Below are 9,384 nucleotides of genomic sequence, written 5' to 3'. Positions count from 1 at the left end.
CGGGGCCATGCGGCCCCGGACCGGACACCGGGGGGCCGTGCCGGTCAGGGGGCGGTGACCTTCACCGGTTCGGTGCCGGACGTGCTGTGCCGCTCGGCCCAGTTCTCCAGCGCCGTACGGCAGGCGTGGTCCAGGTGGTGCAGGCCGGACAGGTCCAGCTCTATGGGCCGGTCCTGCGGGAGCGCCTCCAGGCTGTCGAGGATCTTCGGCAGCCGGAGGAAGGTCGCGTTGCCCGACAGATGGGCCTGGATCGGCCCGGCGCCCTTGTCGACGACCTCCAGCTTGACGTGCGAGGCCTCCCAGGCGGTCTTGACCACCGACAGGGCGATGCCGATCAGGACGCCCTCGAACATGTTCACGGCGACGATCGAGACCGCCGTGACGACGAGGATCAGGGCCTCGCCGCGGTGACTGCGCCACAGGGCCGCGATCTGCTGGAAGGGGATCAGCCGCCAGCCCGCGTGGACCAGGATGCCGGCCAGCGCGGGCAGCGGGATCAGCGCCAGCGCGGACGGCAGCAGGGCCGCGAACAGCAGCAGCCAGACGCCGTGCAGCACCCGGGACGCCTTGGTCCTCGCCCCGGCCGCCACGTTGGCCGAGCTGCGCACGATGACCGCGGTCATCGGCAGGGCGCCGAGCACGCCGCACACCGTGTTGCCCGCGCCCTGGGCCATCAGTTCCTTGTCGTACTGGGTGCGCGGACCGTCGTGCAGCCGGTCCACGGCCGCCGCGCTGAACAGGCTCTCCGCGGAGGCGATCAGGGTGAAGGCCAGGATGGTGCCGAGCATGGCCGGGTTCGCCAGCTCGCCGAAGGCGTCGGCGCCGGGCGGCTGGACCGAGTCGATCAGGCCCTGCACCTCGACGGTGGCGACCGGGAGGTCGAGGGCGAGGGCGGCGAACGTGGCGAGGGCGACCGCGGCGAGGGCGCCCGGCACCGCGCGCGCCTTCGCCGGCAGCCGCCGCCACGACACCATCACGGCTATCGTGCCGGCGCCGACGGCTATCGAGGCCAGTGCCGTGGTGCTGCCCACGGCCTCGACGACCGCCCCGGGCAGGCCGGTGATCTTGCCGATGCTGGACGCGGGGGCCTCCATGCCGGCCGCCGCGTACAGCTGGCCCGCGATGATGACCAGACCGATACCGGCCAGCATGCCCTCGACCACCGAGACCGAGATGGCCCGGAAGTAGCGCCCCAGCTTGAGGGCGCCCATGAGTAGCTGGAGCACACCGGCCGCGAGCACGATCACGCCGAGCGCGGGCAGCCCGAACTCGCTGACCGCCTCGAAGACCAGCACGGTCAGGCCCGCCGCGGGGCCGGACACCTGCAGGCTGCTGCCCGGCAGCAGACCGGTGACGATGCCGCCCACGATGCCGGTGACCAGGCCGAGTTCGGCCGGGACACCGGAGGCGACGGCCACGCCGACGCAGAGCGGCAGCGCGACGAGGAAGACGACGGCGGAGGCTGCGAGATCCTGCCTGAGGTGAGGGTATGCGCGCATGGCGGGACTCACAGGGCCTCGAACGCGCCGGTACCGTCGCGGTGTTCGCGTACGGCGCCGGTGTGGACCTCGTAGTACCAGCCGCGCAGCCGCAGACGGCCGTCCGCCAGCCGGTTCTCGACGCACGGGTAGGAGCGCAGCCGCGACAGCTGCGCCAGGACGTGGTTCTGCACCGCCTCGGCGACCGTCGGGTCGGCGGGGTCGGCGGCCTTGGGCTGGTCGGCGGCGTGCGCCAGCCAGTCGCGCACCGCCGGTACGGCGTCGAGGTCGTCGCCGCGCACCAGCGCGCCGACGGCACCGCAGTGCGAGTGGCCGCAGACCACGACGTCCTGGACGCCGAGCACCTCCACGGCGTACTCGATGGTGGCCGCCTCACCGGTGGGGCGGCCGGAGGCGTACGGCGGAACGATGTTGCCCGCGGTGCGCAGCTCGAAGAGCTGGCCGGGGCGGGCACCGGTGATCAGGGCCGGGACGACCCGGGAGTCGGAGCAGGTGATGAACAGGACCTCGGGGGACTGGCCCTGGGCCAGCCGGGCGAACTCCTCAGGGCGCTGTCCGAACGTGCGGGCGTGGTCGATGAGGGGCTGCATGGCGTGATTCCTCCTGGCGCGCGGGGGGGGGTACGCGTCGGGCGTGCATGACAGAGGGTCAGGTGTGGGGGGACCGCCCCGCACTCAGCTGCGGACTACCTGAAGTGCGGCCGGAGCGTGGGCGGTCGAAGGTCTCGACGTGCGGTCGTACGCGACGCTGGGCACGGCCGCGTCGATGTCGGCCCCCGTGTCCCGCGCCGGCCGCGCGCACGGACGCGCGCAGGGCGCGGAGTCGACCGAGTGGTGGCGGTCGCGTATGCGCAGGGGACCGGTCGGGTCCCCGGGGTGGGCGAAGACGTGGAACGCGGCGCCCCCGACGTGCGGTGCCGTACCGGAGGGAATGGTTCCGGTATGGGCCTCGGCCTCGATGTGGCGAGCCGTGTGCGCGGCTGCGAAGGGCGCGGGAGATGCGAAGAGCGGGAGGGCGAGCAGGGCGGCGACGAGGGTCGTGAACAGGGGCCGGAGTGCCGTACCTCGGAACATGAGCCTCCCTCCGCCTTGATCGCGTCTCTAGCCCGTACCAACGATTGGTCAATGGCTGGTCAAGAAAGACATTAACCCTGCAAAGTCGGTTGCAGGGTTAACTCGGCGTTTCGAGCCCAAGAGAGCCTCAAAAGTGAGGTGAGCTGGCGCGATCCGTCTCTTGATCTTGAGACGGCGTGTTGTTATCGGGGGTCGACCAGCCGCTGGGCGTCGCGGGCCAGCGCGGTCAGCCGGGAGATGGCCCGGAAGTACTTCTTCCGGTAGCCGCCCTCGAGCATCTCCTCGCTGAACAGCCGGTCGAAGGGCAACCCCGACGCCAGGACGGGCACTTCACGGTCGTAGAGCCGGTCCGCGAGCACCACGAGCCGCAGCGCGGTCGACTGGTCGGGGACCGGCCGCACGCCGGTCAGGCACACCGCCTTGACGCCGTCCGTCAACGCGCCGTACCGGCTGGGGTGAACCCCGGCGAGGTGGTCCAGCAGCCGCGGGAAGTCGTCGAGCGAGGCGCCCTCGGTGGCGTGCGCCGTCCGGGTCACCTGCTCGTCGCCGAACGGCGCCGGCGCCTCGGGCAGGCCGCGGTGGCGGTAGTCCTCACCGTCGATGCGCAGGGCGCGGAAGTGGGCCGACAGGCCCTGGATCTCGCGCAGGAAGTCGGCCGCCGCGAAACGGCCCTCACCGAGCTTGCCGGGCAGGGTGTTGGAGGTGGCGGCGAGCGCGACGCCCGCGTCGACCAGCTTGCCGAGCAGGGTGGAGACCAGGACGGTGTCGCCCGGGTCGTCGAGTTCGAACTCGTCGATGCACAGCAGGCGGTGCCCGGAGAGCGTCTGGACCGTCTGCTGGAAGCCGAGGGCGCCGACCAGGTTGGTCAGCTCCACGAACGTGCCGAACGCCTTGAGCGAGGGGTCGGCGGGGGTGGCGTGCCAGAGGGAGGCGAGCAGATGGGTCTTGCCCACGCCGTAGCCGCCGTCGAGGTAGACGCCGCGCGGTCCGGCCGGGGCCTTGGGCGCCTTCGGCCTGCCGAACCCGAAGAGTCCCCGCCTGCCGGTGCCGGGTGCCGCGCCGAGCCCGGCCGCGAAGCCCTCCAGGACCTGGACCGCCTCCGTCTGGCTGGGCTGGTTCGGGTCCGGGACGTACGTGCCGAAGCGCACCGAGTCGAAGCGGGGCGGCGGCACCATCTCGGCCACCAGGCGGTCCGCGGGGACGTGCGGCTCTCGCGCGCAGAGGGAGAGGGGGGCGGCTTCGGCGGCCATGGGGCTTCGGCCGGCGGCGGTGGAGGAGGAGGACACGCCTACCCATGCTAAAGGGTGGCCGGGGCCGGTCCCGGGCGCGGGGCGGTCGAAGGGCATCCTGACCCGGCGCCGGCGGCGCCGGCGGTGCGCAGCACGCGCGGGACCGGCGCGTGCCTTCCGGGCCGCGCGGGGCGGCCGGGTGGTGTCCGGACCGCGTGCGGCCTGTGTGCGGATCCGCGGCTGGACGGGGCCGTGCGTGACGGACCCGCGGCCGGTCCGGGCCGGGCCGGGCCGGGCCTGACGGTCCCGGTCCGCGGCCGCCCGGAACCGTGCCGGATAGATCCTCCTCCCCGTGGAACACTGCACGGCATGCGACGCCTGTTTCCTGTGACCGATGCGACAGCGGATCCGGCCGGCCGTGAGTGGGACCTCGCGGAGCTGGCCGAGGCCTACGCCTATCCCGAGCCCGGCCCCGGGGAGCGGGTGGCGTGGCTGCGGGCCAACATGGTCTCCACGCTCGACGGCGCCGCCCAGCACGACGGGAAGTCGCAGCCCATCTCCAACGCCACCGACATGCGGATCTTCGGCACGCTGCGGGCCCTCGCGGACGTGGTGGTGGTCGGGGCGGAAACGGTCCGCCAGGAGGGGTACCGCCCGGCACGCGTGCGGGCGGAGTTCGCGGCGCGCCGGGAGGCGGCCGGACAGGGCCCCGTGCCCGCGATCGCCGTGGTCAGCGCCGGCCTGGACCTGGACTTCTCGCTGCCGCTGTACACCTCGCCGGTGGTGCCCACGCTGATCCTCACGGGCGCGTCGGCCGCGCCGGACCGGGTGGCCGCGGCCGAGAAGGCGGGCGCCCGGGTGGTGGTCGCCGGGGACGGCGTCGGCGTGGAGCCCGCACGGACCGTACGGGAGCTCGCCGCGCTCGGCCACACCCGTCTGCTCACCGAGGGCGGGCCGCGGCTGCTGGGCCAGCTGGTGGCGGCCGGGGTGCTCGATGAGCTGTGCCTGACCGTCTCCCCGATGCTCACCGCGGGGGGCGCGCAGCGCATCGCCGGGGGGCCGGGCGTGGCCGTCCCGCAGCGCTTCGGACTCGCGTCGCTGCTGGAGGAGGACGGCTTCCTGTTCTCCCGCTACCGTCGGTCCTGAGCCCCACGGAATGTGCCGTTCCGGTTGTCTTCCGGCGGGCACACCGAGACCCGCACTACCCGTGCGATCACGGGGCAGGATGGTTTCCGCAGGGCCGGGTACGGCCCACGGAGGACAGAGGGCCGGCGAGCCCTCGGAGAAGGGGCGCCCGGTGTTCACCAGCGTATTGATGATCGAGAAGGCCCTGACGTCCGCCGACGTGGAGTTCGTCACCACCTTGCACGGGGACGAGCCGGTCGCCTTCCACGTGCTGCTCCAGCCGCGCGGCGAGCAGGCGGACCGGTTGCTGCGCGCCGTCGACGACCTCGCCATGGGCGCCATCGACGAGGCGGCGCGGGAGGGGGAGACCCCCGAGGGCGAGGCGGCGAAGAGCGAGGGCCAGCGGGCCCTGGACGTGTCCCTCCAGGCGCTGCGGGCCTCCGGCGGCACGGCGGAGGGGCGGCTGATCGAGGACCATCCGCTCGACGTGCTCAAGTCAGTGGTGGAGGAGGTCGGGGCCGACGAGGTGATCGTGCTGACCGATCCGCACTACGTGGAGGAGTTCTTCCACCGGGACTGGGCGTCCCGCGCCCGGCACAAGGTGGGGGTGCCGGTGCTCAAGCTCTTCTCGCACAGCAAGGCGTAGGGCCTCTGCCCGCACAGCAAGGCGTAGGGCCTCTACCCGCGCAGCAAGGCGCCGCGCCCCTTCTCGCACCGCAAGGCGCAGGGCCGGTGGCGCCGCGCCCCGCGCGCCCGGCGGCGTGGCGTCGCCCGTCCCTCGGAAGGTGCCGCCCGTCCCACGGAATAGGCTGGGGGCGCGCTCCCTCACCGGTGGCGCGCTGATCGTCGTCACGGATCTTGGGGAGTACACGCATGGCACCCGGCCTTCCTACCGCCATGGACCGACCGCACTTCATCGGCATCGGCGGGGCCGGGATGTCCGGTATCGCGAAGATCCTGGCGCAGCGGGGGGCCAAGGTCGCCGGCAGTGACGCCAAGGAGTCGGCGACCGTCGAGGCGCTGCGGGCGTTCGGCGCCACCGTGCACATCGGGCATGCCGCGGAGCACCTCGCGGACGACGCCAGCTGTGTCGTGGTGTCGTCCGCGATCCGCGCCGACAACCCCGAGCTGGTCCGCGCGGCCGAGCTGGGCGTCCCGGTGGTGCACCGGTCCGACGCGCTGGCCGCGCTGATGGAGGGCCTGCGGCCGATCGCGGTCGCCGGTACGCACGGCAAGACCACGACCACCTCGATGCTGGCCGTGTCGCTGTCCGAGCTGGGGCTGCGGCCGTCGTACGCGATCGGCGGCGACCTGGACGCGCCCGGCTCCAACGCGCTGCACGGCGAGGGCGAGATCTTCGTCGCCGAGGCGGACGAGAGCGACCGCAGCTTCCACACGTACGCGCCCGAGGTCGCCATCGTCCTCAACGTGGAGCTCGACCACCACGCCAACTACGCGTCGATGGACGAGATCTACGAGTCCTTCGAGACCTTCGTCGGCCGGATCGCGCCCGGCGGCACCCTGGTGATCTCGGCCGACCACGAGGGCGCGCGGGAGCTGACGCGGCGGGTGGCCGCCTCCGGCGTGCGGGTGGTGACGTACGGCGCGGCGGACGACGCCGACGTGCGGGTGCTGTCGGTCGTGCCGCAGGGGCTGAGGAGCGAGGTCACCGTCGTGCTGGAGGGCCGGGAGCTCACCTTCGCGGTCTCCGTCCCCGGCCGGCACTACGCCCACAACGCGGTCGCCGCCCTCGCCGCCGGCGCGGCCCTCGGTGTCCCGGCCGGGGAACTGGCTCCGGCGCTGGCGGCGTACACCGGCGTCAAGCGGCGGCTCCAGCTCAAGGGCGAGGCGGCCGGCGTGCAGGTGATCGACTCCTACGCCCACCACCCGACCGAGATGACCGCCGACCTGGAGGCGATGCGGGCGGCGGCCGGCGACGCGCGGATCCTGGTGGTCTTCCAGCCGCACCTGTTCTCGCGGACGCAGGAGCTGGGCAAGGAGATGGGCGAGTCCCTCGCCCTCGCGGACGCCTCGGTGGTGCTGGACATCTACCCGGCCCGTGAGGACCCGATCCCGGGCGTGACCAGCGAACTGATCGTCGAGGCGGCCCGGACGGCGGGCGCGGACGTGACGGCGGTGCACGACAAGGGCCAGGTGCCCGGGGTGGTCGCGGGAATGGCGAAGGCCGGTGATCTCGTTCTCACCATGGGCGCGGGCGACGTCACCGACCTCGGACCGCGCATCCTGGACCGCCTGTCGAAGTAAGGGGCTGACACCCATGTCGTACGACGTCGAGAAGCCGGACGAGCAGTGGCGCGCGGAGCTGACGCCGGCCGAGTACGCCGTGCTGCGCCAGGCCGCGACCGAGCCCGCGTTCACCGGTGAGTACACGGACACCAGGACCGAGGGCGTGTACGCGTGCCGCGCCTGCGGTGCCGAGCTGTTCACCTCCGACACCAAGTTCGCGTCGCACTGCGGCTGGCCGTCCTTCTACGACCCCAGGGACAGCGACGCAGTCGAGCTGGTGGAGGACCGTTCGCACGGCATGGTGCGCACCGAGGTGCGGTGCGCGCGCTGCGGCTCACACCTCGGGCACGTGTTCGAGGGTGAGGGGTATCCGACGCCGACCGACCAGCGGTACTGCATCAACAGCATCTCGCTGCGCCTGACGCCGTCCGGGGACTGAGGACCCGTCACCGGCCGCCACGGCCGCGAGCGGACCGCCCGGTGACCGGTGACGGACACCGGACCGGCCGGAACGCGGCCGGTCGGCGCCGCCCGGCGGGATACTGATGCCGTGTCACGACGGGCGACCAGGGGAGCGGATCGGTGAACTCTGCCGGAGAGACGGGACGACGGGACGGAAGCGACGGCCGGGACGGGCGGCACGCGGTCGTCGTGGGCGGGAGCATCGCGGGGCTCCTCGCGGCACACGTCCTGGCCGGGCACGCCGACCGGGTGACCCTCGTCGAGCGCGACCGGTTCCCGGACGGCGTGCAGCCGCGGCCCGGCGTACCGCAGGGCCGGCACCCGCACGTCCTCCTGGAGGGCGGGCAGACGGCCCTGGAGTCGCTGCTGCCGGGCTTCCTGGCGGAACTGGGGGCCGCGGGGGCGCCGCGGGTGGGGATGCCGTCCGACATGGTGCTGTGGCAGCAGGGCCGCTGGTTCCGCCGGACGCCCGCGACGACGTACATCCACACCGGGTCCCGCGCGCAGCTGGAGGGACTGGTGCGGCGGAGGGTTCTCGCCAATCCGGTGATCGGCGTGGTGGAGGGGGCCGAGGCCGTCGGGCTGCTCGGCGACGGCTCGCGCGTGCGCGGCGTGCTGCTGCGGGACCGCTCCGGCGACGCCCGTGCGCAACCACGGGCCCTGGAGGCCGGCCTGGTCGTCGACGCCTCCGGCACCGGCACCAAGGCCGCGCGGTGGCTCTCTGGGATCGGCGCCGAGGCCCCGCCCGAGGAGACCATCGACACCGGGCTCGCCTACGCCTCCCGCGTCTACCGCGGCAGGAGCGGCGTCCTCGACGGCGAGACCCTCAGCTACTACGTGTACCCCGCCCCCGACCAGGTCCACGCCGGCGGCGCGCTGCCGCTGGAGGACGGCAGCCACCTGGTCATCGTCTCGGGGCTGCGCGGCGACGAACCGCCCACGGACGACGACGAGTTCGTCACCTACGCCAAGCGGCTGCCGCACCCGCTGCTGCACCGGTGGCTGGACGACGCCGAACCGCTGTCGCCGGCGTTCGGCTACCGGCGGACCGCGAACATCCGCCGCCGCTACGACCTGTCCGGCCGCCACCCGGCCGGATTCCTCGCCACCGGCGACGCCCTGTGCACCGTCAACCCGGTCTACGGGCAGGGCATGGCCGTCGCCGCGCTGAGCGCGGTGGCGTTGCGCGACGCGCTGGCCGACCGGCGCCGGACGCCCACGACGCGCCGGGTGCTGCGGGCGCTGCTCGCGGCCTCCCGGCAGGCGTGGGACATCTCCGCCGGGGCGGACCGCGCGATGCCGGGCGCGGTCGGCAACGCGGTCGCCGGCGGGCCCGCGGACCGCGCCGCGGGCTGGTACCTGGGCCGGGTCCAGGAGCGGGCTCCCGGCGACCCGGTCGTGGGGCGCGCGTTCCGCTCCGTGCTGACCCTCGGCGCGCCCGTCAGCGCCCTGTTCGCCCCGCGCGTGGCCCGGGCCGTCCTCTTCGGTCCGCCCGCGCCGACGCCCGTCGAGCCGCCGGCGGCCCCGGAAGGGCCGCGGCACTAAGGTCCGTCACGCCTCGGGCCCGTCCGCGCCCCGCGCGTCCTCCTGGAACGCCCGCAGGATCCGCTCCGCCGCCAGCGTCGCCGTCAGCGCGCCGTCGCGCACCTGCTGTTCCAGCTCCGGTGCGAGGGCCCGGACGGCGGGGTGGGCGCGCAGGCGGTCCAGCAGGTCGTCGCGGACCATGGTCCAGGTCCAGCCGACCTGCTG

Annotated in this window: 9 protein-coding genes and 1 pseudogene; 5 read left to right on the top strand and 5 right to left on the bottom strand. The window is 74.0% G+C overall.

The window, feature by feature from the left end:
• Positions 1–44 precede the first annotated feature (44 nt).
• The 4 genes from ACFF45_RS27960 to zapE form a co-directional block, all read right to left on the bottom strand.
• Entirely contained in the window at positions 45–1,499 is a 1,455-nt protein-coding gene (locus tag ACFF45_RS27960; RefSeq protein WP_381349373.1) for a SulP family inorganic anion transporter, read from the bottom strand.
• A gap of 8 nt (positions 1,500–1,507) precedes the next feature.
• Positions 1,508–2,089 carry a carbonic anhydrase gene (locus tag ACFF45_RS27955; RefSeq protein WP_381349372.1) on the bottom strand — a complete coding sequence of 194 codons (582 nt, stop codon included), beginning with the start codon at positions 2,087–2,089 and terminating at the stop codon, positions 1,508–1,510.
• 84 nt (positions 2,090–2,173) lie between these two features.
• Positions 2,174–2,572 carry a hypothetical protein gene (locus tag ACFF45_RS27950; RefSeq protein ID WP_381349371.1) on the bottom strand — a complete coding sequence of 133 codons (399 nt, stop codon included), beginning with the start codon at positions 2,570–2,572 and terminating at the stop codon, positions 2,174–2,176.
• 182 nt (positions 2,573–2,754) lie between these two features.
• Positions 2,755–3,858 carry a cell division protein ZapE gene (zapE, locus tag ACFF45_RS27945; RefSeq protein ID WP_381349370.1) on the bottom strand — a complete coding sequence of 368 codons (1,104 nt, stop codon included), beginning with the start codon at positions 3,856–3,858 and terminating at the stop codon, positions 2,755–2,757.
• A gap of 312 nt (positions 3,859–4,170) precedes the next feature.
• Here zapE and ACFF45_RS27940 point away from each other — a divergent pair, with 312 nt between their 5' ends.
• From ACFF45_RS27940 to ACFF45_RS27920, 5 genes are all read left to right on the top strand, one after another.
• Positions 4,171–4,947: a pyrimidine reductase family protein gene (locus tag ACFF45_RS27940; protein WP_381349369.1), complete on the top strand. Its 777-nt coding sequence runs from the start codon at positions 4,171–4,173 to the stop codon at positions 4,945–4,947.
• Between the two features lie 151 nt (positions 4,948–5,098).
• Positions 5,099–5,572, top strand: a complete 474-nt coding sequence (locus tag ACFF45_RS27935) for an indole-3-glycerol phosphate synthase (RefSeq protein WP_381349367.1) — start codon at positions 5,099–5,101, stop codon at positions 5,570–5,572.
• 227 nt (positions 5,573–5,799) lie between these two features.
• A complete protein-coding gene (gene murC, locus ACFF45_RS27930) occupies positions 5,800–7,191 on the top strand; it encodes a UDP-N-acetylmuramate--L-alanine ligase (RefSeq protein ID WP_381349365.1) in 1,392 nt (463 codons plus the stop codon).
• A 13-nt stretch (positions 7,192–7,204) separates the two neighbouring features.
• Complete coding sequence (gene msrB / locus ACFF45_RS27925) at positions 7,205–7,612, top strand: peptide-methionine (R)-S-oxide reductase MsrB (RefSeq protein ID WP_381349364.1); 408 nt, start codon at positions 7,205–7,207, stop codon at positions 7,610–7,612.
• A 212-nt stretch (positions 7,613–7,824) separates the two neighbouring features.
• A complete protein-coding gene (locus ACFF45_RS27920; protein ID WP_381349409.1) occupies positions 7,825–9,180 on the top strand; it encodes an NAD(P)/FAD-dependent oxidoreductase in 1,356 nt (451 codons plus the stop codon).
• 6 nt (positions 9,181–9,186) lie between these two features.
• On the opposite strand, the pseudogene ACFF45_RS27915 reads toward ACFF45_RS27920, so the two are convergent.
• Positions 9,187–9,384 (bottom strand): annotated as a pseudogene (locus ACFF45_RS27915) (methylmalonyl Co-A mutase-associated GTPase MeaB); the annotation flags it as partial.

It is taken from the genome of Streptomyces cinereospinus (assembly GCF_042430725.1).
Classification (GTDB): domain Bacteria; phylum Actinomycetota; class Actinomycetes; order Streptomycetales; family Streptomycetaceae; genus Streptomyces; species Streptomyces cinereospinus.
The sequence above is the reverse complement of the archived record's forward strand: the minus strand, read 5'-3'. Positions and strand labels throughout refer to the sequence as shown.